At 36.9% G+C, this 21,687-nt stretch carries 24 protein-coding genes and 1 pseudogene; 9 read left to right on the forward strand and 16 right to left on the reverse strand.

The genetic code is table 11. The annotated features are described in order from the left end of the window. Window positions 1-372 precede the first annotated feature (372 nt). The 3 genes from V4T18_RS14205 (at window position 373) to V4T18_RS14215 (ending at window position 2,525) form a co-directional block, all read left to right on the forward strand. The gene (locus tag V4T18_RS14205; protein ID WP_332650403.1) at window positions 373-843 is read left to right on the forward strand and encodes an HAD family hydrolase; all 471 of its coding nucleotides are present in this window, start codon (window positions 373-375) and stop codon (window positions 841-843) included. A 343-nt stretch (window positions 844-1,186) separates the two neighbouring features. Next, entirely contained in the window at window positions 1,187-1,408 is a 222-nt protein-coding gene (locus V4T18_RS14210; protein WP_332650404.1) for a spore protein Tlp, read from the forward strand. Window positions 1,409-1,676: 268 nt separating this feature from the next. Next, complete coding sequence (locus V4T18_RS14215) at window positions 1,677-2,525, forward strand: MBL fold metallo-hydrolase (RefSeq protein WP_332650405.1); 849 nt, start codon at window positions 1,677-1,679, stop codon at window positions 2,523-2,525. A 96-nt stretch (window positions 2,526-2,621) separates the two neighbouring features. Here V4T18_RS14215 and V4T18_RS14220 read toward each other — a convergent pair whose 3' ends face one another. From V4T18_RS14220 to V4T18_RS14245, 6 genes are all read right to left on the reverse strand, one after another. Next, a complete protein-coding gene (locus V4T18_RS14220; RefSeq protein WP_332650406.1) occupies window positions 2,622-3,803 on the reverse strand; it encodes a NupC/NupG family nucleoside CNT transporter in 1,182 nt (393 codons plus the stop codon). Between the two features lie 501 nt (window positions 3,804-4,304). Further along, the gene (locus V4T18_RS14225) at window positions 4,305-6,095 is read right to left on the reverse strand and encodes a vWA domain-containing protein (RefSeq protein WP_332650408.1); all 1,791 of its coding nucleotides are present in this window, start codon (window positions 6,093-6,095) and stop codon (window positions 4,305-4,307) included. A gap of 1 nt (window position 6,096) precedes the next feature. After that, window positions 6,097-7,161: a MoxR family ATPase gene (locus V4T18_RS14230; RefSeq protein WP_332650409.1), complete on the reverse strand. Its 1,065-nt coding sequence runs from the start codon at window positions 7,159-7,161 to the stop codon at window positions 6,097-6,099. 548 nt (window positions 7,162-7,709) lie between these two features. Next, window positions 7,710-7,937: a DUF2651 family protein gene (locus V4T18_RS14235; protein ID WP_332650410.1), complete on the reverse strand. Its 228-nt coding sequence runs from the start codon at window positions 7,935-7,937 to the stop codon at window positions 7,710-7,712. A 147-nt stretch (window positions 7,938-8,084) separates the two neighbouring features. Beyond that, window positions 8,085-8,483, reverse strand: a complete 399-nt coding sequence (locus tag V4T18_RS14240; protein WP_332650412.1) for an NUDIX hydrolase — start codon at window positions 8,481-8,483, stop codon at window positions 8,085-8,087. Between the two features lie 65 nt (window positions 8,484-8,548). Continuing rightward, window positions 8,549-8,722, reverse strand: a complete 174-nt coding sequence (locus V4T18_RS14245) for a hypothetical protein (RefSeq protein ID WP_332650414.1) — start codon at window positions 8,720-8,722, stop codon at window positions 8,549-8,551. Window positions 8,723-9,131: 409 nt separating this feature from the next. Between V4T18_RS14245 and V4T18_RS14250 the strand changes: the two genes are divergently transcribed. Beyond that, window positions 9,132-9,452 carry a Fic family protein gene (locus V4T18_RS14250; RefSeq protein ID WP_332650415.1) on the forward strand — a complete coding sequence of 107 codons (321 nt, stop codon included), beginning with the start codon at window positions 9,132-9,134 and terminating at the stop codon, window positions 9,450-9,452. A gap of 101 nt (window positions 9,453-9,553) precedes the next feature. On the opposite strand, the gene V4T18_RS14255 is transcribed toward V4T18_RS14250, so the two are convergent. Then, window positions 9,554-9,754 (reverse strand): helix-turn-helix transcriptional regulator, encoded by a 201-nt coding sequence (locus V4T18_RS14255; protein WP_332650417.1) that lies wholly within the window; start codon window positions 9,752-9,754, stop codon window positions 9,554-9,556. After that, the gene (locus V4T18_RS14260; RefSeq protein ID WP_332650418.1) at window positions 9,755-10,270 is read right to left on the reverse strand and encodes a DUF6773 family protein; all 516 of its coding nucleotides are present in this window, start codon (window positions 10,268-10,270) and stop codon (window positions 9,755-9,757) included. It lies immediately after the preceding gene. Between the two features lie 337 nt (window positions 10,271-10,607). Here V4T18_RS14260 and V4T18_RS14265 point away from each other — a divergent pair, with 337 nt between their 5' ends. Then, on the forward strand, window positions 10,608-12,128 hold the full coding sequence (locus V4T18_RS14265; RefSeq protein ID WP_332650421.1) for a glycine betaine uptake BCCT transporter: 1,521 nt from the start codon (window positions 10,608-10,610) through the stop codon (window positions 12,126-12,128). A 150-nt stretch (window positions 12,129-12,278) separates the two neighbouring features. Here the strand turns inward: V4T18_RS14265 and V4T18_RS14270 are convergent. Continuing rightward, window positions 12,279-12,389: pseudogene (locus V4T18_RS14270) on the reverse strand (TetR/AcrR family transcriptional regulator); the annotation flags it as partial. A gap of 205 nt (window positions 12,390-12,594) precedes the next feature. Here V4T18_RS14270 and V4T18_RS14275 point away from each other — a divergent pair. After that, window positions 12,595-13,113, forward strand: coding sequence for a sigma-70 family RNA polymerase sigma factor (locus V4T18_RS14275; protein WP_332650422.1), 519 nt, complete (start codon window positions 12,595-12,597; stop codon window positions 13,111-13,113). Next, entirely contained in the window at window positions 13,097-14,293 is a 1,197-nt protein-coding gene (locus V4T18_RS14280) for a hypothetical protein (RefSeq protein WP_332650423.1), read from the forward strand. Before V4T18_RS14275 ends, V4T18_RS14280 begins: the two co-directional genes overlap by 17 nt. Window positions 14,294-14,371: 78 nt before the next feature. Here the strand turns inward: V4T18_RS14280 and V4T18_RS14285 are convergent, their stop codons facing one another. From V4T18_RS14285 to V4T18_RS14300, 4 genes are all read right to left on the reverse strand, one after another. Then, window positions 14,372-14,806: a DUF1801 domain-containing protein gene (locus tag V4T18_RS14285; protein WP_332650425.1), complete on the reverse strand. Its 435-nt coding sequence runs from the start codon at window positions 14,804-14,806 to the stop codon at window positions 14,372-14,374. A 14-nt stretch (window positions 14,807-14,820) separates the two neighbouring features. Continuing rightward, complete coding sequence (locus tag V4T18_RS14290; RefSeq protein ID WP_332650427.1) at window positions 14,821-15,528, reverse strand: DNA alkylation repair protein; 708 nt, start codon at window positions 15,526-15,528, stop codon at window positions 14,821-14,823. A gap of 321 nt (window positions 15,529-15,849) precedes the next feature. Further along, a complete protein-coding gene (locus tag V4T18_RS14295; RefSeq protein ID WP_332650429.1) occupies window positions 15,850-16,464 on the reverse strand; it encodes a sterol desaturase family protein in 615 nt (204 codons plus the stop codon). A 21-nt stretch (window positions 16,465-16,485) separates the two neighbouring features. Continuing rightward, window positions 16,486-17,169: a GntR family transcriptional regulator gene (locus V4T18_RS14300; protein WP_332650431.1), complete on the reverse strand. Its 684-nt coding sequence runs from the start codon at window positions 17,167-17,169 to the stop codon at window positions 16,486-16,488. A 215-nt stretch (window positions 17,170-17,384) separates the two neighbouring features. Between V4T18_RS14300 and V4T18_RS14305 the strand changes: the two genes are divergently transcribed. Next, window positions 17,385-17,879 carry an LURP-one-related/scramblase family protein gene (locus tag V4T18_RS14305; RefSeq protein ID WP_332650433.1) on the forward strand — a complete coding sequence of 165 codons (495 nt, stop codon included), beginning with the start codon at window positions 17,385-17,387 and terminating at the stop codon, window positions 17,877-17,879. 98 nt (window positions 17,880-17,977) lie between these two features. Here the strand turns inward: V4T18_RS14305 and V4T18_RS14310 are convergent, their stop codons facing one another. The 3 genes from V4T18_RS14310 to V4T18_RS14320 all read right to left on the reverse strand — a co-directional run bounded on the left by V4T18_RS14310 (window position 17,978) and on the right by V4T18_RS14320 (window position 21,133). Then, window positions 17,978-18,178 carry a cold-shock protein gene (locus tag V4T18_RS14310; protein ID WP_054770577.1) on the reverse strand — a complete coding sequence of 67 codons (201 nt, stop codon included), beginning with the start codon at window positions 18,176-18,178 and terminating at the stop codon, window positions 17,978-17,980. Between the two features lie 312 nt (window positions 18,179-18,490). Further along, window positions 18,491-19,795 carry an MFS transporter gene (locus V4T18_RS14315; protein ID WP_332650440.1) on the reverse strand — a complete coding sequence of 435 codons (1,305 nt, stop codon included), beginning with the start codon at window positions 19,793-19,795 and terminating at the stop codon, window positions 18,491-18,493. A 15-nt stretch (window positions 19,796-19,810) separates the two neighbouring features. Beyond that, window positions 19,811-21,133 carry a pyridoxal phosphate-dependent decarboxylase family protein gene (locus V4T18_RS14320; RefSeq protein WP_332650442.1) on the reverse strand — a complete coding sequence of 441 codons (1,323 nt, stop codon included), beginning with the start codon at window positions 21,131-21,133 and terminating at the stop codon, window positions 19,811-19,813. A 211-nt stretch (window positions 21,134-21,344) separates the two neighbouring features. On the opposite strand from V4T18_RS14320, the gene V4T18_RS14325 reads away from it, so the two are divergent. After that, window positions 21,345-21,680, forward strand: coding sequence for an aminotransferase yhxA (locus tag V4T18_RS14325; RefSeq protein WP_332650444.1), 336 nt, complete (start codon window positions 21,345-21,347; stop codon window positions 21,678-21,680). The last annotated feature ends 7 nt before the right edge of the window (window positions 21,681-21,687 follow it).

The following is a 21,687-nucleotide window of genomic DNA, read 5'->3' on the forward strand; positions in this document are numbered from 1 at the left end:
CAGTGAGTGACCACATGATTACACATGAACAAACAACACAAGAAGAGAGACAAACTTCATTTACAAAGATGGTGGAAATAGCTTTAGATGTAGTATAAATATTGTCGGTGCGATGAGTTTTTACTTTATAGACAGCACATAGTCGACTTTATTGCAAAGCAACTGCACCTAAAAAATTTAATCATAAAAGGGCTAAAGGCATTTGAAATTCCTTCGTTTCCTATGCCTTTTATTTGTATTGATCGACAAACTGTATCATAAATAGATTAGGTACATAACTCTACATGGGCGATTTACAATATATGGTTCATAACTATACTATTAAAAAATGTCAGATACACACCAAAAAAGCACATAAAGGAGCTGCTTATAGTGGAAATTAATATACCAGGAAGAGAAATCATAAAAATTAAAAATCTTGTACTAGACTACAATGGAACTATAGCTTGTGATGGTAAGCTTATTCCTTCCGTAAAAGATAAAATAGAGGCGATTAATAAAAAAGGGGTAAAAGTACATTTAGTCACTTCTGATACTCATGGTTCTGCCAGAAATCAATGTGCTAATCTGCCAATTGAAATACAAATTTTTGATAACTCAAATGCTGCAGAAAATAAAAGAGAAATTGTAGAAAAACTGGGAGTAGAACATTGCATATGTATTGGAAATGGGTTTAATGATGGACAAATGTTTGAAGCTTGCAGCATATCGATTATAGTGATCGGGGAAGAAGGGTGTTCCGCAAAATCTTTAATGAAAGCTGATATTGTATGTAAGGATATCGAAGAGGCCTTTGATTTACTATTAAAACCGAGTAGAATCATTGCAACTTTAAGAGGATAAAATATTTTGGACTATTATTGAGTTTACACAGTGAACCATAATATATATATAAGTGTAATTTATTATAATATGTGTGCCAAATTATTAATCTTGGGATTTTTTATAAGCGATCAATAAAGTTATCTGTGATGATTAAAAAATGACATTTTCAATATAGGAGAATGAATGTAGTGAAAATTCAGTGTGCTTCAGCAGGTGGTCGTTTAAGCCTGCTATTTTTTTGAGTGAAAAATAATTAATTGAATAAAGATTCCTTTCATTTGAATTCCTTGTTTTCTGTATAAATAAAATAAAGACATCCAAACTAATGAAGGTATTTAAAAATGAACTAGGAGGAACAGGGATGGAAAATGACAGACATGACATATTTAATAAGAAGTCCGAGAATGCGCTAAGTCTAGGGAAAATGGTTGAAAATACGAAAGAAAATATTAAAGAAGCTGAAATTAGTAAGGAATTTGCGAATCCTGAAGAGCTAGAAAATATAGAGAGAAAAAATTCCCGGCGTAGACAATCAATCGCTAGGATGGAAGAGCAATTAAAGGGATCTACAAAGAAAAAATAAGCATAAAATATTGTAGAATTCCTATTTTTAAAAACCGCACATTGGCAAGTTACGATGAGGCGATCTTAGTAAGTTGTTTTTTAAAATATAAGTACGAAGTCTATTTATTTTAGACTTGGTACTTTTTTGTTGCTTAGAAATTTATTAGATTCTGAATAGTGGAGAACGTAAGTGCATTAAAGCATAAAAGGCACCGATCTTTGAAAATTCTACAATAGAATATATTACCGCTATTCCAATTAAAATAATATAAAAAGGAGATACCTTTATGCACGCAATTAACAAAATAGGTAACAGTTTTTGGTATATAACGCCAATATCAGTAACCGATCGACCTATTCTAGGAATGGTGGTCGGCAATAATAAGACATTAATGATCGATGCGGGTAACTCTGAGGACCATGCTAATTATTTTCAAAAAGAACTTTTAAAAAGAGGTGTTCCAAATCCTGATCTAGTTGTTCTTACTCATTGGCATTGGGATCATATCTTTGGTCTTTCAGCATTATCTAATACCGTTTCCATCGCCTTCAAGGAAACAAAGGAAGAGATGGAGAAATTAATCCCATTTTCATGGTCAGACGAGGCAATCGATGCGCGAGTGAAAGAGGGAATAGAAATTGAATTTTGCGCCAAAGCCATTAAGGAGGAATTCAAGGATCACCGAGACATCAACATTGTCCTACCTCATATAACTTTTGAAAAACGAATAGAAATCGACCTTGGCGGGGTAACATGTATTGTTCAACATGTTGGAGGGGACCATGCTGCGGACTCTGCAATAGTGTATATCAAGGAAGAGAAGATTCTTTTCCTTGCAGACTGCATTTATCCTAAAATGTATGCTGTTAAAGAAAACTATACAATCAAAGAAACGCTACGGCTATTAGATGAGTTAGAGCAATTTGATGCCGAAACATATATTCCTTCGCATCAAAAGCCAATTTCAAAAGAGGAATATAATCAGGAAGTAGCCAAGCTTAGAATGATTGCAAAATATACAGATATTTGCGGTGGGGATCAACAGAAAATAATAAAAGAATATAAAAAACATGTAAGTAGGGAATTGACAGAAGACGAAAGAGAAGCGATTTCAAACTTTGTAAATGGCTATTAAATCAAAAGGCGGTGGTGGGAACCACTGCCTTTTAATTAGAAGCGCATTTTCTATTTCTCGGTCACTGATTCCCATTCCAACAGCAAGAAAATTACTTTATAAAATCAAACTAACGATGATACCTGAAAGTACGCTTACAAGTGTGGCTCCATATAACAGTTTCAACCCAAAACGGGCAACGGAATTTCCCTGCTTTTCGTTCAGACTTTTGACAGCCCCAACAATAATACCGATAGATGAGAAGTTGGCGAAGGAAACAAGGAATACAGAAAGAATACCCATTGTTTTTTCACTAAAATGATAATTGCCTCCGGATAATTCCAACATCGCTACAAATTCATTGGTCAACAGTTTAGTCGCCATAATCGATCCAGCGCTAACCGCTTCAGAGAAAGGAATCCCCATGATGAAGGCTACTGGAGCAAGGATATAACCTAATATAGTTTGGAAAGAAATGTTGAATAACACTTCGAACACATGGTTGAATCCTGCCATCAATGCAATGAACCCTATCAACATGGCCCCGACGATAATCGCAACCTTGAAACCATCAATGATATACTCGCCTAGCATTTCAAAAAAGGATTGTTGTTCATGCGCCTCTATTTCTAATATATCCTCATTTGGATCAATCTCGTAAGGATTAATAATAGAAGCTATGATAAAACCGCCAAATAAATTTAATACTAAAGCAGTGACAATATATTTCGGTTCCAGCATTGTCATATAAGCCCCAACGATGGACATTGATACAGTCGACATCGCCGACGCACATAGAGTATACATACGTTGGTTTGAAAGCAGACCGAGTTGCTTCTTTAATGTGATGAAAACCTCCGATTGTCCGACCATCAGTGAAGCAACCGCGTTATATGATTCCAGCTTACCCATTCCATTCACTTTACTTAATAACAATCCAATTCCCTTCATAAGGATTGGCAGGATTTTCAGATACTGAAGAATACCAATTAATGCAGAAATAAATACAATTGGCAACAATACAGTTAAAAAGAATGGAGCCTCTCCCTCGTTCGCCATGCCGCCAAACACGAAGGAAACCCCTTCATTTGCATATTCTAGCAGCGTGTTAAAAACAGCAGCTATTCCCTTGATGATGATCAATCCAAATTCTGTATTTAACAATAACAAAGCTAAAAGAATTTGAATAACAATCATTAGGATAATTGGTTTGACTTTTATATTTTTTCGATTGGAACTTACCAACCAAGCCAAAAACAATACAACAATAATACCTAAAATAGAAATAACGTATTGCATATGTAACCTCCTGTTGAATTATAAAAATGTGCTGGTTACCTAAAGAATTGTATTTGTAATAAGTATCTTGTCCATATTTCATAAAAAAACGTATTTAGTTTTAAAAAAAAATTAGGTTTTACTTAGAATTGTGTAGAGGTTATGTAATGTGCAACTATTTAGAAAGTGGATTATGCAACGAGGATGAGGTATGTTTATATGACTGTTTGACTAGTGGAAACTAACTTTTATAGCATTGATTTGCGTGTTCATCATGAGTAACATGTTTGTCATCGTCAAAGTATGATTAGATTTTTTGTGGGGGAGAATTATCAATAATATTCGGCTGTGCTAATGGATTAATGTATGTTGTAAATGCTGATACCCAGATCATTGCATTCTATAAAGCAAATGCAGACAACAACAGTTTGTAAGTAGTGCATATGATGAACGAAAAATAAGTGTGCCAAGTTGATTACTATAAACTTGGCACTTAAAAATGAACGCCGCTTAGAAAGGTGTTCAATCAATATAAAACACTTCGCCCTTTGCAATAAATGGCAATCGGTTTCCTTTTGGTAAAACAAAAGCATGTGGATGGGCGATTTGTAAGCGGTCAGTAAAGCCATCTGTGATGATTAAAATCGGACCGTTTTTCGGGAAGTCCTCCGCTTTTTGTAATAGCGTAATAGCTGGCTGTAATATCGTACCGCCGCGCCCTTTAATTTTAACGGAGCCTGGAATATCTTCTGCTCGCATATAGCCGGCATCATAGGCAACAGTATCACAAAAAATAACGCGCACAGCCTCGACATCACGTGCAATACTGTAGCTTGCAATCGTACCGAGTGCCTTAGCGAGAAGCTTAGTATCCATGGAGCCAGATGTATCAAGTACAACACCAAACGTGCGCCCTTTAATATCGTCATCGTTTATAATATAGCTTGGTCGTGGAATATTAGGCGTACTAGATTGTCTGCGTGATAATCTTGAAAAGGTGCGCTTTTTTTCAATTGGCTTGAAATAATGGTCAAACCATTTTGCAAGCTCTACATCCCATCGTATTGGAGGCATGCTAAGTGCCCGAATTTCTTCAATTAATCCAGCAGGAAGTAGACCTCGTCCGCGTCCTTGGTGGAACTCAAGACCTTGAGATAGACATGACTTATAGAAATCTTCTAGAGACATGCCTTCTCGAAGTATCCACGGAGCCCGGGGACCATCATCAATCATATCTCTTCCTTCGCGCCCCCGTAGTGTATAGAGCTTACGGTAGGTACGTAAGTCTGTTACGATACGGTCATAAATTTCCTCTGCACTTAGCCCTTTTAAATCAGGGTCATACAAAACACCTGCTTTAGGCATATCACCAATGCTCATTTCCACAAGCCAATCGTTAATAACGTAATCACAGGCGACATTCCAATAGTAAGCATCGCGTCCTTGCCTACGTTCATGATGACAAAGACCGGCATGGAGAAGCTCATGTGCAAGAACAAACTTCATCTCATCTAGCGAAAGACTTGCTGAAGGGTTTATATAAATTTCCTGATTCATCACATCGATGGCGGCAATCGAAATATCAAGCTGTTGACAGAGGCGTAAATCCGTAATGATAGTAAAGCTTGATGCTAACGAGCCGAGAAGGGGATAGCTACTAATAAACCAATTTTTCGCTTGCTCCGCTTCGGTTAAAGACCTGCTAGTACCACTAAAAGATGGTGCAACTCCGCTGGCAACTTCGACCGCTAGACTAACAGCATCGGCTATCCCTTCGGCTAATAAATAGCCCCATTCCTTTTGAAAGTAATAACTAGTTTCCTCTTCAAACATATCTGGCTCATTAGGTCCTGCAGTCCCCCAGCCGATGTATTGCTGCTCGACTCCCTGCTCAACAAAATGATTGTATAATGTATTTTCATCTTTTGTTTTAGCATCTGTCGGTGGTGTTAGTCCTTCTGGATGACGACCGATTTTCATATCCGATAAAAAGCGTGCAACAATTACATCACAGGCAATATTCCATAGCCTGCGATGCTCTTTCTGCTTAAAATGCTCAAAACCTAAATGAAGCAAGCAATGACAAAGTACATACACCCATCCATCCGTAGAGAGGTTCTTGCTCGGATTACAATAAATGCCTCCACCCTCCGTGACATATGCATAGCCTTGTGCTGAGCCGCTGTAATTGCTATCTCTTCTTACATAAGTACTATAAAAAAGTCTAGAAAACATCGGATGCTCATTTAAAAACAGACACGCCGCTGAAAAATTTTTCTCGCTCGTAGTTTGCTGCCGTTTATTATTCGCCATATTATTTATCCTTTCGATCAACAAGTCGAGGTAGGTCACGAATGATTTCAGTCATAAACCAGTTTGGTAAGTTATCCTCATCCTCTTGATTAACGACAACAAGCTGTGCCATTTCGTGACTAATGGCAGCTAAGTCCTTAATAAGTGATTTTGCTTGATGGGCGAAATTGCGTTGTGTTCCGGATATTTTTTCATTTGTTGGTGGTAGCTCTTTAATGATTTGAGCACGGAAGCTTTGTACGAGGAAGTATAAAATATCACGATCCTCAGGCGCACTTGGAAACTTCATTTCACCTGCTAAGATTTTATTTAAATAGTATTTTGTATCACTTTGCTTATAAAATGCTTTAAATTGTGCAGCATGCTGAGGTGAAATACACCCTTCAGCTAAAATACCGATAATTTCAGTTGTTAAATTTTCGTCCCCATACTCATATAGAGCATCACTTAACATATGCCAGCTTCTCGGTGTAGAGAAAGGCTCCTCATGCTTTGGCGGTTGCTTCCATAGATGATCCGGACGTACTTGTAAATATTCAATTACGAGTGGATGAATACTAGCACCCATTGCCCACTCTAACCATTCTTTGTGTGACACATGCAGCTGTGCATGGAACATACGATTAATAAGGGCAGAACTCATCGTCTTTACGATGGCACTATCCTGAGCGCGGTTGCCTGCACCAATGACGATAGAGCCTTCGGGTAGTGTATAATTGCCTACGCGACGATCATGGATTAAGCTATAAAATGATTTTTGCACCTCTTGAGAGCAGGCGTTTAATTCATCTAAAAATAAACAGTACGGCTCATCCTTAGCAATCATCGTTGGCGGACAAAATTCTGTTTTGCCGTTAATAATTTGAGGGACTCCGATAATGTCCTCAGGCGCCAGCTGGCTACCTAGTAATGAAACACATGGCAGACCAACTTGGCTTGCAAACTCCTCTACTAAAGCGGATTTCCCGATACCAGGTGCGCCCCAAATAAAAACCGGACGCGTCACGGCAACATTTAGTAAAACGTTCATTAATTGTTTTTGTGTTACTTTTGCACCTAAATTCATGTCTATACTCCTCGGCCAGTACTAGATTGTTATCGTATTATTTTTCACCTAAAATTGGGGATGAAAATAAATAAAAGTATACTTTGAATAAGCGTCATGAAAAAACGCAACATCTCTACTTAATTTACAATAATTGTAACGTTGTGCTATTGGGTATGGCAAGTAGTGAAAAATGGTTGTGGGAGTTAAAAGGAAGAGTAGATATTAAATTCAGGTATCATGTTTTTCTTTAAAGCCTGATACTTATTGGGGGAATTAATGACGGTTTCAATTCCGCTCTTTTCAAACCTTACAACAATTGTGGGATTTATTTACGGGGGAAAGAGGTAAATGATTTATTGTCACTCAAAAGTTATCGGATAATGGGTGCTTCATTCGGGTCTTCAGTTCATGTCTTCAGTTCATGTCTTCAGTTCATTTTGATAAAGGAATTACAGGTAATAATCAGAACAAATTAATCAATTAAAAAATTGCTACATACAGGTTTCCGCTATTCGAGGTTTTTTGATGCATTTCCAAACTTTTGGTATGTATAATTAAAATAATTTTCAGTTTTTCTTTGTAAATTTAAAAAATAAACTTACGATAATTGAAAGTATTGTATAAATGATTACCCAAAAAAAGAAAGTTTCATTAAAACGGGTAAACGTAAGAATAGTAAATACAATAAAAGTTAATATAGGCGTTAAAAACCATTTTTTTACTAGGTAATAACTGATTATTGATGCGATAATAACAGTAATTGGGCATATAAGTAGTACGAATATAAATTCCATTACTATAACACTTCCACTTCATTTTTATCATAAAGTATACCAAACTACATTATATAGTTATATGCAATCCTACCTAAAGCGCCGTTTGGGCACACTTCATTGATTACCCGTGTAAATCCGCATTAATCTGACCAGAAGCCTTTAAGATTATAAATTTAGTAATAGTTGTTCAATAATTTCCTTGTCTTCAGGATAATTATGGATTATTGTTGAAATTTCACTATTATTTTTCCATGAAATTTCTTCAATTTCTTCATCAGGATCATGATATTGTAATTTGCCACCGATAATTTCACATAAGAAGTGATGTGGTGTTACTTTATAATCTTTGATAATTGAATTTTTGGTATGTATCTCTTTAACTATTTCAGCTTTATATGCAGTTTCTTCAAAAACTTCACGTATACAAGTTTCCTTTGCTGTTTCGTCATCTTCTACTTCCCCCGATGGAACACCCCAACTAATTGAATTGTTTGCTCTTACCATTAATACACTATAATCTTTAATAACGATTGCTGATGCACCATTCCAAATCTTATATAGCATTATGATATCCCCTTTATTATAGATGTTTAATTGATTTCCACCAAGTTAGCACAATAAGAAAGATATCACTCAACCTCACTTAAGATTTTTTCAATTCGTTCAAGACGTTGTTTAATCTCTTGTAAATCTGTTTCTTCCATTTTTAATTTCTGTTCGGCTATTTTAGCGTTCGCTAAATAACGATTAACTATCCTAACGATATATACAAAAGCGACAATGATTACACTAATTATTGCCAAAAGAGCAATTGGTAAAACAACTGTAATAAACTCTACCCAACCAGATGTCTCTATTTCTGGATAAACTATTTTTTTCTACTGTTGCATCTCTCCTTTGAATACGTGTTTATAAATACTCTAAGTGTTAATTAATAATTCTACATTGTTATTGAATTTACCTAATCGTTTGCTTACGTGACTCCCAAAATTGGTGGAATGGAATGCTAAAAAAATATTACAAATAAAAGTATGATCCCGATCTTAATGATGTCTGCCAAGGGGGATTTGGTACAGATGTTTACATTGCAAAGCTACTTTCTATGATCCAACTTGTCGCTAGAGTAAAAGCTATTAATTTCACCTAATCAATTTAAGAAATATCTATAAACGCTTTGAATTTGTCATTCTGAAAACGGCTCTTCAAGAGCGAATGGGCGCTTTAATGAGTTGGTATGAAACAGAAGCACAGCAGCTCCATCCAGTTCTTCGTGGGGCTATGCTACACGCTATTTTTGTAGGGATTCATCCTTTTATTGATGGTAATGGACGCACTTCAAGACTATTATTAAATTTGGAGTTATTGAAATCGGGTTATCCGCCGATTGTTATTAAAGTTGGGAATCGTTTGGCGTATTACAATGCGTTAGATAAAGCACATACGACAGAAGATTATCAAGATTTTATTGAGCTCGTTGCATCTGAAGTCGAATCTTCATTAGACTTATATTTGAGTGCGATAAATTGTTCGTGAAACGGTATTGTTATAACTAAGGCCGATTATCAATTAAATAATCGGCCTTTGCAAATTGTTACGAATGAATGTATTTCCAAACGACTTAACATCTTGCACTTTTAAACTTCTTCATTCCAAAATAAATCATTCAATGTTTTATTTAATGCCTGGCAAATCGCTATACAAACCGAAAGCGTTGGATTGTACTTTCCTAATTCGATCAGACCAATTGTTTGACGGGTGACGCCTACCTTTTTCGCTAAATCCTCCTGTGACATGTCACTTTCAATTCGGGCAGCTTTTAATCGAACATTTTTCATTTATGCTTCATCATCCAATTCATCTAACATTTTACGATTTACTTTATCGCTTTGGCTTTTCGCCATACTGTATGGAACTAGTAATACTATCAGCAACCCAGGAATGTAAATGATGAGTGATACTAAAAATACGATAAAGAAATACTCAATTGCTTGCGCTGTGCTATCTGCATAATTAAATGCACTATTCACGCCGAATATTATACTTAAGAATAGACCATAAATAATCCCGATTGCCATTGTACGTGTACTGTATTTAAATTTACTATTAGCATTCGAGATTTCCACCTCTTCTGAGAAAATCCCCATCTTTACTGATCTAAACAGATAATATACACCTGACAATATCAATATAATAGTCTCCGTTATGATTAAGTTAAATTCCTTACCAATAGTCAAAAATTTAATGGCAATGCTTACGAAACAAATGACCGTAATAATCGTAAAAATTTCCCGATAAATTTTGTTTTGCATATTTGTAACACGCTCATCTGAAAACTTTTTTCGTTTAAACATAGTACAGCCCCCTTAATTTTCTGATTACTTATAATATACATTATAAATTGCTTTTTGCAATATATAAATTGCATTAAGGGTACAAAATTTGATAAAGCATAAAACAAGCACCGCTTTTTTGAAACGGTGCTTCAAATCATAAATTTTGAACTTGTCTGCATATTTATGGTTTTTTTTTATAAATGATGATTTTTATTGGATAGTTATTATTGAAATAACAACGATTATTAGTAAATAAGACCATATTTTTGCCTTTTATCGTTTGGAGAATCCATCTCATTATTTTCTATCAATGGGGAAAGATAAATTTATCTTCGTTCATTGGGAGTTGGGATAATTGAGTAAGGTATCACATGTATTTTGGATTTCAATTGGCATTGCAAGTGCTTTTGTTATTTGGGGAATAGTTGCTCCTGTTCAATTAGGAGAAGTGATGGATCATACAAAGGGTTTCTTTTTAGAATCCTTTGGTTGGTTTTATCAATTATCGGCAACCTTTTTCCTTCTATTCGCTGTATTTTTGATTTTTAGTAAGTACGGAAAAATAAAGTTAGGTAAGGATGATGATAAACCTGAATTTAAAAATAGTACGTGGTTTGCTATGCTGTTCAGTGCTGGGATGGGGATTGGACTTCTCTTTTTTGGCGTTTCTGAGCCAATTTCTCATTTTGTCAATCCACCAATTGGGGAAGGTGGAACAGGAGAAGCAGCAAAAATTGCTTTACGCTATACCTATTTACATTGGGGCTTTCATGCATGGGCAATATATTCGGTTATCGGACTGATCTTAGCTTATTACAAATTTAGAAAACAACAGCCGGGTTTATTAAGTGTCACGTTAACGCCTCTACTTGGGGACCGGGCAAAAGGAACGGTAGGAATAATAGTTGATGCTATCGCAGTGTTTGCTACTATTTTTGGGGTGGCCACTTCTTTGGGACTAGGTGCTACACAAATAAATGGAGGTATTCATTATGTAGTTCCGGCTGTGCCTAACAACTTTACTGTCCAACTAATCATCATGGCAATCGTTACGGTCTTATTTATTCTTTCGTCTAGTACCGGTCTAAAAAGAGGAATTAGTCTATTAAGCAATGCAAACTTAGTCTTAGCGGTCATTCTGCTATTTACGTTCTTAATTTTAGGTCCAACTGGGTTTGTACTGGATTTATTTACAACAACCTTAGGAAGTTATGTTCAAAACTTGCCTAGTATGGGATTAAGATTGACCCCCTTCAATAAAGAGCAAGCTTCCTGGATACAAGATTGGACTATTTTTTATTGGGCTTGGTGGATTGCGTGGGCTCCTTTTGTTGGGACCTTTATTGCCAGAGTTTCAAGGGGGCGGACAGTTCGGGAATTTATGATTGCTGTGCTTGTTATTCCGACGATCGTATGTGCTTTTTGGTTTGCTGTTTTCGGAGGAACAGCTATTCATTTTGAGTTTTTTGAGGGGGCAAATATTTCGGGTGAAGGATTGGAAACAGCAATATTTGCAGTATATAACCTCTTACCATTTTCAAATGTCTTAGTAGTCGTTACGCTTTTATTGATTACGACTTTTTTCGTTACGTCGGCAGATTCAGCTACCTTCGTTCTAGGGATGCAGACTACTCATGGTAACTTAAATCCTCCGATTATTGTTAAAGTTGTATGGGGGTTGTTTCTAAGTGCATCAGCAGTCGTATTAATGCTTTCCGGGGGTCTCGAAGCAATGCAGACAGCTATTATAGTGAGTGCCTTTCCACTGATTTTTGTCCTGATTACCATGGCCCTTGCCATTTTAAGTGATTTTAGAAAGGAAATATTAGGTAAAGGTGGAGAAAAGAAAAAAACGAATAAAATAAAGCCCGAGTAACAGACAGAACCCATTCTAAAATAATAAAAAAATTAAACCTCATTTAGCTTATGTTCCGTGAATCAAATTGTAAGTAAGTGCGATTTTCTCATAGAAAATTTAATATTAAACAACCAAAGGCATTTGAAATCTGTTTAACTCAAATGCCTTTCATCTGAATTTATACATGAGGAGAATTCGGTTGGCAATATAATCAGAAATTAAATGTAAGAGGCTTCTTAGCAAATACTTAATGATACCGATTAAGGAAGCTGATTTAATTTAACTACGGCATGAATGCGTTAATCAGGACTAGTATGGTGGCTTGCTGAGTGTAGATTGAATAGTAGGTTAATAACTTGTAGCTAGTAGACTTTTTTATTGATTGAAAATTGATTTTTACATACCTTGAAAATAAAATTTGGAAACTTGAAACTATTCCGTTGACGAGAAGGTCTAACGGGGTAAGTGTTGAAAGGAGGCTACAATGGAGTTCCAAACGTTTGAAGAAATTTTACATAATAATGGAGATTATATTTTACGACTTTGCTATACGTATACGAAAGATTGGCAAATTGCCGAGGATTTGACGCAAGAAACGTTCCTGCGATTTTATCAGGCACAAAATAAATTTAGGCATGAGGCAAATGTGAAAACGTATTTGTATCAAGTTGCCGTGAATCGATGCAAAACGTATTTAATGAGCTGGAAGTATAAGGGCACGAAGCTAGTGCAATTGAGTCAAAATTTAATTTCGAAAACTCATGTTGAAGAGGAAATAATTAAAAAAGAAATTATGGCAGAGCTTTATGATCAAATTGTAAACTTGCCTGTAAAATATCGAGAAGTAATTGTGCTTTATCATTATGTAGAAATGACGACAGCACAAATAGCAAAGATTCTTCTTGTTTCAGAAAATACGGTGAAAACAAGGCTGAGGCGAGGTCGACAAAAGCTAGGGGATTTACTGGAGAAGGGGGAGTTCGTGGATGGATCCGATTTCTAAAGCATTATCCGATTCATTGAATACTAAAAAAATGTCTCCACAATTGAAGCACAGCATATTAAATGGACAACGAAAAAAACGCAATTATATGCCATCATTCATCGTTGTAAGTATGATTGTGATCTCTGCTTTATTATACTTAACTATTAATGTAAAGAACGAGGGAGTACCACAAGAGGCTAGTGGAGATGCACGTTTTGGTAGTGTCGATGAAGCGATTGTAAATTATTTTAATGACATGGTTATCCTTTTAGAATCGGACGATACTAATCAATTTTTCTATGCTGGGGATGCTTATTTAATGCGTCTCGCACTTGAAAAAAACAGTGGTCAGTTTTATAGCGATTCATCCTTAAATAGTCAGGAGCGTTTTTTAATTAGTGAGCTGCTCCATTACTTCCAGGAAGCTTTATGGCATGGGGACACTCCGCAACAAGTGCAACAAGTTGAATCGATAAAGGAACTCGTTTCTCAAGCACCAGCTCTAATTGCAAAGCTCGAACCAGTAGCGGAGATTCCATATATTAAAATTGGAGACGAAAAAAATAATGGGATGAAATTGCTTTATTATGAATGGAGTAATTGGTTAACCCTATTATTCATGCAAGTATTAGTTGTAGCAGCCATTGTATTTTTATTTAAAAATAAGCATCGGAAAATCGGAGTATTATTCATAATTGTTTTCGTTGTTTCTACGCTACAACTCTTCATGTCACCGAATAGAAATAACATTGGTTATGATGAGCAAACAATAATTGAGGTTGTTGGAAAAAGGTTAGATGAGGCTCATGTAAAATTTGGGGAGCCGACATTGGAATATGTATCGACATTCCATAATACTCGTTCGGCGTTAATTTCATATTCAGATGGGCTAAGTGCATTAGCGGTATTTGAATATCACGATGGTCAATATGTGTATAGTTCGATGACATGGCATTCGGGAAATATTTTTAATGAAGGTCAGTTTGTCACGATAGATGATGAGACGACTACAGTAAGGATGCTCGGTTTGAAATCAGAGCATGAAGTGGCATCCATTACGATATATGAGAATAGAAAGAATAAGGAATTTGTAAATATAACACCAGGAAAACCAACGATTGTACATTATATAGTACCGGTAGATGTCAAAGAACACTCTTATTTGTATTTAAATGAACGCGGTGAACAGGTGGAGTAATTCGGAATATCAAATGTTAAAAAATAACCTTCCCAATGTAGCTTTGAGAAGGTAAATCTTCGGGGCCAAAACAGCCCCTTATTTTTTCACCAATTGTTTTTCATACAGCTCAATCCATTGCTGTGGTGTCATCTTTTGCAGGAGTTCGCCAATCAGCTCATAGGGAATATGCTTTGTGTTCGTTAGTCGAATACAGCTTTTCCCCATGTTTAATTTTGTAGGTACTCTCTCAGCATATTCATCTTGGAACCATTGTAGGAGTTCATGATCAGCATAAATGCCCATATGGTAAAGTCCGATATGTCGCTTTTGCGCAATAAGACCGAGAAAGGGAAGTGGCTTTTCAGGCGTACAATGATAGCCCTTTGGATAGAGAGAATGAGGGACGACATAGCCTATCCCACCGTATTCTTCAAGTTTTTCAAATCCATTAGGTAAATTTTTTTCAATTGTTTCTACGAGCTTTATAAAAGCTTCGCGTCTTTTTTCATCTACTAAATGATCGTAGTTCATATTGTAACCTCTCCTTAGCATCGTACATATTTTCTTTTAAAGCCGATTCGATTACGCTCAACTTCCTTTAGGATACTTTCATAGGCATGTACAATACTGCTTTTTTTATTATCACGCTGAATTTCTACCGGACCCACGCTTTGGGCTGTTTCAATCGCCTGTTGGTGTAGCGGCTTAAAGGAGACACCGACAGTCGTTAAAAAATTATTCATAGAAGCTTGCGTACGCGGAGGTGCCTCATGAATTGTTGCTTTCACGGCTTGAAGCATGTCAGTTAACTTAGGGATAGAAAATTCCTCGTCCTTTCGATTGCCAAGGGTCCAGCAATAGCAGCTCCATCCAGCGGACATTTTCAACTCATCACCACTTGCAATCCATTCATCGGCAATGCTTTGGGCGATAGGCGATTCTGCTAGTGTTACTGAGACAACATAGTCCGAAAGCATGTAAAAATAAGCGCCATCGATCCAACGATTAAAATCATCCGCGGTCATATGAACTGGGTCGGCAATGATCCCTGCAAAGTACATTGCATCATAGTTGCCTGTAGCGTAAAGCTGTTCTGCTAGTGGTTGGTTGATTTTTATTCTTTTGGCTATAGGCTTCATCGCACCTGTTGCAACGCCGAATACAGGTTCTTTTGCACCGTTTGAGACATAGATTTTCTTCGTACGCTCTTTCCCTAATGCTTCTAGTTGCTCCATCACTTCATCAAAATTCATGTCACACATCCTCAATCGATTTTGATTATTATTGTAACGGAAAAAGTTTGGATAGCAAACAAAGTATCGATTCCTAACATATCCATGAGATCGATTCTGTACCATTTTTTCTATTAAAAGATTGAATTAAACAATAGTAGGACCATCAATTCTGATGGCCCTAATTAGTAATATCGCTAAATAATGTGGAGGAGGAAAGTTGTTTTTAGTACCTTTGCTGCTCTATTTTAAAATATTCAAATACGCCAAATACTCTTTTTTTACATTCCTCAGTTGAGAGTCATGCGGTTCATTGTGAAAAGGTTCTCTTATGGAATTTTATTAGTTTCGCTTTTCTAAATCTTTAGCGGTTTTACTTTGGGCTACATCCTTTTGGTTTTTAAAGGTGCCCATAAGATAATCATAGGCTGGATTCGTTACGCCATACCAGAAATTTTCATTTTTAAAGTGATGCAGTAAATGGACTTTTTTCATCCAACGTCCCCATGGAGAGATGGGCTGAAGAGGACGATGGGCGATATAATGCTTCCACTCATAATAAAGTAGGAAGATGATAATTCCTGCAATAAAGGCATTCGTCATAATCAGGCTAGACGAAAAGAAATAAAAAATGGCTCCTGCAACGGCAATGTTTGGTACGCTATACCATAGGGGTAAAAATAATAAGTGTAATTCATTTGGATTAGCATGGTGGTCATAATGCAAGCGCTTTAGCAACTTTAATAAAAAAGCATTCTTTGGGGGCTTTAAGTGAAAAACAAAACGGTGAATCATATATTCAGCTAAAGAATACAGGATCATTCCGAGAATAAAGGCACCTAATATTGCGATAGAATTAAAATGATATACCATAACTCCAAAGCTAAGAAGAAATAAAAGGCTCATGACTAATATATCAGGATAAGAGAAATATTCTTTAAAATATTTTAACTTCATATCTCACGCCTCCAACTATTATTATTTTATTCTTGCTTTCCAAAGGGTCAAGCTTTTCTCCATTGTGGCTTTGGACAATCTCTCTGCCTCAGTTGCATCTCCATTTAATGCAGCTTGTAATAAGCATTTGTAATAGTTTGAGGACAGATCACGATAGTCTTTCACGGAAAAATATCGCCTCGCCATTTCTTCATAGATCGAATCAAAGCTATTTAAAATGAGTAGATAAATAGGGTTAGCAGCAAGACCAGCACAGCTTTTTTGCAAGTGCCAATCAAATGCTGCATAGCTTTCCTCACAATCTTCTAGACTTTCTAGATTGGCAAGGAGAGCCACGACTTTTGGCTGATTATACGTAATAGCATCTCGAATATAGGTCGGTGTTAACGAGCTTCTTAATTCTAATAGGTACCCGATAAAATCATCTGTCATGGATTGATGGTTTTCAATAATATTAACGAGTGTCGTCAAATTCCCACTGCGCCAGTAATCATTAACCATCGCCGGCATTCCCTTTCTCCCTGTAATCCATCCACTCCTTCCTAAACGTTGAAGTGCCTCCCGAATAGTGGGACGACCAACACCAAATTGTTTGGCAAGCTCTCTTTCAGGCGGTAAAGTGCTTCGTACACAATAAAAACCAGCTAGGATCGATTGAATAAGTTCGTGTTCAATTTTATCTGAGGAGCTTTCCTTTTCTGTCATATTATCGTCCTCCTTTTTTCGGTAATACAACTTGAATGCTGTGGTAATACCAAAATCATACATTAAGTAAGAATTTTCTGTCAATAGAAGTGAACGGGTTTTGGATAAAATGGGCGAAGTTAAGAATGGAAATTATGTGTCTTGAAGGAATCTGAGGAGAATGAGTAGAACATAGTAGTGAAATGTATTCGATTATTTATAATTGGAGGATAAGTATGAAGCAACTATATATAAAGCAGAAGGTATTTAGTTTAAGTGGAAAATTTACAGTAAAGGATGAGAAGGAGCAGGACGTTTATTTTGTAGCGGGGAGTTTTATGCAAATTCCGAAGACCTTCTCGATTATGAACGCTGCGCGGGATGAGGTTGGACTTATTACTAAAAAAGTGTTTAGCTTTTTACCTAAGTTTTTTGTGGAAGTGAATGGGCAAGAGGTGCTAACGATTAAGAAGGAGTTTTCTTTTTTAAAGGCACGCTATTCAATTGATGCAGCAGGTATTGAAGTACATGGTAACTGGTGGGATATGAATTTTCAGGTGCTTCAGCATGGTGAAGTTGTCGGGAGCGTAAGCAAGGAGTGGTTCACATGGGGCGATAGCTACGAGGTTCAAGTGTTGAATGAAGAAATGGAATCCATCATTATTGCAATAGTCGTGGCAATTGATTGTGTAAAGGCTGACCAAGCTGCTGCTTCATCAGCGGCGACCTAACGTATGAATAGACACTGAGTGATGATATAGCAAAATGGAAAGAGGTCTGCTAGTCAATGAATGACTAACAGACCTCTATATTGGTTACATCATTAAAATTAAAGTTTTACGATGTTTGTAGCTTGAGGTCCACGTTGACCTTCTTCTACTGAGAATTCAACTTTTTGACCTTCTTCAAGAGTTTTGAAGCCGTCACCTTGGATAGCTGAGAAGTGAGCGAATACGTCGTTTCCGCCTTCAACTTCGATGAATCCAAAACCTTTTTCTGCGTTAAACCATTTTACTGTACCTTGTGTCATTAGAATGACCTCCATTAATTAAATAAATTTAATAAAATCACATGTTTTCCAAAAAAAGAATTCACTTATTACAAAAAGTACCGAATTTAACATGATTACTCTTTGTAATAGGTGAATTCATTGATATTTTGTAATTGATTTTATTAAACTTAATATACTATATAAAATCACATTTGTCTAGTCTTAAATGAGCTTATTATTCAAAAATTAATTTCTAAAGGTATGATGCCTTCATTATTTTCTTTTCGAACAACAGATTATACAATTTAATAAACGCGAATGCGAGTTGATTTTAGCATTCGCGTTCTATTGTTAGTTTTTACTTAATTGTCTTCTAATATTTTCATGATCCTTACGACTGAATGGATAAAGCCACGTTGCTACAAGTGCCAGCACTACAAAGATGCCTGGTGCTAACGCCATTGTCCATTTAATGACGTTTATCGTCTCGGCTGTTTGCACTTCATTTGCTATATAGCCTGAAAATTCTAGAACGAGCCCGATCAAAAAGATGGCGAGCGAGTTTGCGAGCTTCATGAAAAATGTCATAATTCCCGAATAAATGCCTTCTCTTCTTTTGCCAATTCTTAATTCATCAAAATCAATAACATCTGGGAGCATGGCCCATGGTAGAACGTGAGCTACACCATAGCCAACACCTACAATGGCGCCGATAGCATACACCAAATATTCAGGTGAATCCGCCGAAATGAATAACCAGCCGAACTGTCCCAAGAGCCACAGGACAAGTCCGATGAACAATGTCTGCTTTTTGCCTACTACCTTTGTGACCTTTGTCCAAATTGGTAGTGAAAGAATCCCAGCCCCAATAACGATTACAAATAATATGGACATATCCAGCTCACGGTCTAAATAGTATTTGAGGTAATAAATAACAAATCCTTCAATCACATTGGCAGCCGCATAGCAGCCCACATAAATGAAGAGTAAATATTTCATTGCCCGATTTTGAAAAACACTTTTTAGCTCTCCAAGCAATTTCGTTTTTTCTGTTTGAATAGGGACAGGGCGCTCATTTGTCATGCTGAATAATAAAATCGCTACGGTCGTCATAAAAATCCCGATTCCAAATGCCATCGTTGAATAGCTTGTTGCATCTGCTACGATTTTAGGTATAACTGCTGCAAATAGTCCGAAAAAAAGCTGAAAGAAAATCCGGTAATTTGTAATGCTCGTTCGCTCCATATAATCGGTGCTATATTCAGAGATGAGTGAAATATAAGGAACATGAAACACCGTCAAAGCCGTCATAAATAGCATATAGAGCAATGTGTAGTAGATGAATGAGGTAAGTGTTGAAAATTCAAACTCCTGCCATAAAAATGAGTAGAGTATAATTAAAGGTAGTGCAGCAAATAAAAAATATGGCCTTCTTCGTCCCCAGCGTGTTTTCGTACGGTCACTGATCAATCCTATTGCAGGGTCAGTAAACGCGTCCCATGAACGCCCAATCATAAAAACTGCCCCAGCCAGTGCAGGTGATATTCCGACAATATCTGTTAAAAAGTATAGAAAATATAGAGCAATAACCGTATTAGCAACGACCGGTACACTTTCACCCGAGCCATATATAACCTTTCGTAACCGCTCATTCATGGGCACATGCCTCCTTTATCGCAATCGCATAGTGCTATCTAACGTTTGTATGATAAAATCATGAATTTTCGACTTGTCAGGCATTTGTCCAATCATACCGTACATCGCAGCGGTTCCTTCCTGGGCTAAATTCGGATTGTCTAAAGCAAATTGAACGGATTCTTTTAAATCGAGAATAAAGGCATCGGCTACGTGTAAATGTGCGGGTGTAATCATAAAGTGGAGGCATGTTGGCAATTGTTGACGATCGATATGCCAGCCACGCTGCTCTAATGTATCCGCTAAAGCAAAAATATTTACTTCATTTGATGCTATCGTAAAAATTGAAGCCCTTGGATTGCCGAGTATTTGAAGCTCAGGAATCGTTGCAAGACCATCCAGAAATTTATTCGTAGCCTGCATTGTTTTACTTGCGAGCTCAGAATAGCCCTCTTCACCTAAATACTTCATGACCGCCCAAGCAGAAGCAATTGCACCTCCAGGACGAGTTCCTGTGGCAGTAGGTGAGGCAAACAATCCTCCTGGCCAATCCCCATACGCAAAATACTGGCACCTGCGATATTCTTCATCACGGTATAGTATGGCTGATACTCCTTTTGCAGCGTAGCCATATTTATGCACATCTGCTGAAATGGATGTGACACCGGGGACACGAAAATCGAACGGTGCAATATGGCCCCCAAGCCTTTCAATAAACGGAAGGATGAAGCCACCTAAGCATGCATCTACATGCAACGGTATTCTATGAGCTTCTGCAATTTCGCCTAATTGCTCAATCGGATCGACAATTCCCTGTGGATAATTTGGTGCAGAGCCTACAAGTAAAATCGTATTATCGTTTATTAATGCCTTTACCTCTTCTACATCTACTTGGAATTGATTGTCTACAGGTGCATGGATTGCCTTCACCCCGAAATAATGCGCAGCTTTTTCAAATGCAGCATGAACGGTTGTTGGTACAATCATCTCTGGTTCCTTAATGTGGGGACGATGCTTTCTAGCCCAATCACGGTAGGCCTTCACCGCCATTAAAATACTTTCAGAGCCACCGGACGTTAAACTGCCTACCACTTTTTCATCTCCGTAAAATAAGGAGCTTGCCATAGACAGCACTTCCGTTTCAAATTTTTGTAGGCTTTTAAACGCCATAGGGTTTAAGCCGTTTTCATGGAAAAATAAATTGTAAGCTTCCTTAGCTACATTGCTTAATTCTTCACCAGCATAATATACAAGACTAAATGTTCGTCCGTCCTTCCAATTTGCATCATGTGCGCGCGCTTCTTGCATTTCTTCGAATAGTTGTCCTTTAGGTAAACCTTTAGATGGCAATCGCTTCATTCTTTTCCCTCCTCTAAAACAACTGTATTAATAGTTTATAGATTTACAGAAGAAATAATGTGTTATTTATAGAATATTAGTAAGTTAATTTCATAAATAGTTGATTCACGATTTGCCAGAACTCTTTATTTATTTTAACGAGATATTTCTGAATCTTTTTCTAAGGTATTCCGTAAAATTATGATATGAATAACGGAAGGGGGTGTTAATAGTGGGGAAAACACAAAAAATAATGATAGGTGTAACAACGACTGCACTTACCCTTGGACTAACTGGCTGTGGTTCATCAACTGCCGAGCTTCCACCTCAGCCTACTGATCAAGAATGTAGGGATTGGGATTGGGACGACGATGATGGTGTTTGGGTATGTGACGATTCTACTTCAACCTACCGTGGACATTATTTCTTTGGTGGTCGATATTATAAGGATAAAAACTCGCTATTAAAAAGTAGTGACTATATGAGCTATAAAAATGGTTCTTCCTTTAAAGGGGGAAGCCAGACTAGCTCTGGGTTTGGAAGTGGATCAAAAAGCTACGGAGGATAACGAGTTT

It is taken from the genome of Lysinibacillus sp. 54212, from assembly GCF_036662795.1.
Taxonomy (GTDB): domain Bacteria; phylum Bacillota; class Bacilli; order Bacillales_A; family Planococcaceae; genus Lysinibacillus_B.

What these genes read in the sequence shown, in the direction of transcription:
- V4T18_RS14225 (WP_332650408.1), bottom strand. Translation starts at nt 6,095, where the DNA reads ATGGCGAATAATAAACGGCAGCAAACTACGAGCGAGAAAAATTTTTCA.
- V4T18_RS14315 (WP_332650440.1), bottom strand. Translation starts at nt 19,795, where the DNA reads ATGAATGAGCGGTTACGAAAGGTTATATATGGCTCGGGTGAAAGTGTA.
- V4T18_RS14300 (WP_332650431.1), bottom strand. Translation starts at nt 17,169, where the DNA reads ATGACAGAAAAGGAAAGCTCCTCAGATAAAATTGAACACGAACTTATT.
- V4T18_RS14310 (WP_054770577.1), bottom strand. Translation starts at nt 18,178, where the DNA reads ATGACACAAGGTACAGTAAAATGGTTTAACGCAGAAAAAGGTTTTGGA.
- V4T18_RS14230 (WP_332650409.1), bottom strand. Translation starts at nt 7,161, where the DNA reads ATGAATTTAGGTGCAAAAGTAACACAAAAACAATTAATGAACGTTTTA.
- V4T18_RS14240 (WP_332650412.1), bottom strand. Translation starts at nt 8,483, where the DNA reads ATGCTATATAAGATTTGGAATGGTGCATCAGCAATCGTTATTAAAGAT.
- V4T18_RS14290 (WP_332650427.1), bottom strand. Translation starts at nt 15,528, where the DNA reads ATGAATTTTGATGAAGTGATGGAGCAACTAGAAGCATTAGGGAAAGAG.
- V4T18_RS14215 (WP_332650405.1), top strand. Translation starts at nt 1,677, where the DNA reads ATGCACGCAATTAACAAAATAGGTAACAGTTTTTGGTATATAACGCCA.
- V4T18_RS14280 (WP_332650423.1), top strand. Translation starts at nt 13,097, where the DNA reads ATGGATCCGATTTCTAAAGCATTATCCGATTCATTGAATACTAAAAAA.
- V4T18_RS14295 (WP_332650429.1), bottom strand. Translation starts at nt 16,464, where the DNA reads ATGAAGTTAAAATATTTTAAAGAATATTTCTCTTATCCTGATATATTA.
- V4T18_RS14235 (WP_332650410.1), bottom strand. Translation starts at nt 7,937, where the DNA reads ATGGAATTTATATTCGTACTACTTATATGCCCAATTACTGTTATTATC.
- V4T18_RS14250 (WP_332650415.1), top strand. Translation starts at nt 9,132, where the DNA reads ATGGGCGCTTTAATGAGTTGGTATGAAACAGAAGCACAGCAGCTCCAT.
- V4T18_RS14285 (WP_332650425.1), bottom strand. Translation starts at nt 14,806, where the DNA reads ATGAACTACGATCATTTAGTAGATGAAAAAAGACGCGAAGCTTTTATA.
- V4T18_RS14220 (WP_332650406.1), bottom strand. Translation starts at nt 3,803, where the DNA reads ATGCAATACGTTATTTCTATTTTAGGTATTATTGTTGTATTGTTTTTG.
- V4T18_RS14260 (WP_332650418.1), bottom strand. Translation starts at nt 10,270, where the DNA reads ATGTTTAAACGAAAAAAGTTTTCAGATGAGCGTGTTACAAATATGCAA.
- V4T18_RS14305 (WP_332650433.1), top strand. Translation starts at nt 17,385, where the DNA reads ATGAAGCAACTATATATAAAGCAGAAGGTATTTAGTTTAAGTGGAAAA.
- V4T18_RS14210 (WP_332650404.1), top strand. Translation starts at nt 1,187, where the DNA reads ATGGAAAATGACAGACATGACATATTTAATAAGAAGTCCGAGAATGCG.
- V4T18_RS14320 (WP_332650442.1), bottom strand. Translation starts at nt 21,133, where the DNA reads ATGAAGCGATTGCCATCTAAAGGTTTACCTAAAGGACAACTATTCGAA.
- V4T18_RS14275 (WP_332650422.1), top strand. Translation starts at nt 12,595, where the DNA reads ATGGAGTTCCAAACGTTTGAAGAAATTTTACATAATAATGGAGATTAT.
- V4T18_RS14255 (WP_332650417.1), bottom strand. Translation starts at nt 9,754, where the DNA reads ATGAAAAATGTTCGATTAAAAGCTGCCCGAATTGAAAGTGACATGTCA.